The following is a 733-nucleotide window of genomic DNA, read 5'->3' on the forward strand; positions in this document are numbered from 1 at the left end:
CGACTGGATCTGTTGGCTCAACTGGATCTGTTGGCTCGACTGGATCTGTTGGCTCAACTGGATCTGTTGGCTCGACTGGATCTGTTGGCTCGACTGGATCTGTTGGCTCAACTGGATCTGTTGGCTCAACTGGATCTGTTGGCTCGACCGGATCTGTTGGCTCAACTGGATCTGTTGGCTCGACTGGATCGGTTGGCTCAACTGGTTCCGTTGGGGTAGTTTCAGTCTTCTCCGAGAAGGTCAAATTATCGATATATACGATTTCTGAATCTTCAAATCCTGTTATATCGTAAAAACGCGCACCAATTTCAATGCTCTTAGTTTCTGAAGCGGTATAATCAGTGCTGACTTCCTGCCATTGATTAATTAACTCTGGAGCTGAATAACCTTGATAAGTATCTAGATAAACACGTGCTTTCTGGAAGCCTTTGGTATGATAAATTGACATAGACAGAGTATATGTTTTACCTGCTACCACATCGACGCTTTGACGGAAATCGGTAGCACCTTGATCGCCAGTCGTCACTGTAATTGCTGCAGAATTTAAGCCAGTTTTAAAAACAGTACTATCTTGTAGTACTGTGATCCCATCGTCAATGGTTGTCCAACCGGTGGGTTTGCCATCAGTCCAACTTTCAAAATCACCATTAACTAAATTGTTTGCTACAGGCGTTTCCGGCGTCGTCGGTGTTTCCGGTGTCGTCGGTGTTTCCGGTGTCGTCGGTGTTTCCGG

At 45.8% G+C, this 733-nt stretch carries 1 protein-coding gene; it reads right to left on the reverse strand.

From position 1 onward, the window contains the following. Nucleotides 1-733: carbohydrate binding domain-containing protein (locus AC4GME_RS03920; RefSeq protein WP_490379038.1), on the reverse strand; the 733-nt coding region annotated here is incomplete at both ends.

The organism is Psychromonas sp. (assembly GCF_983033635.1).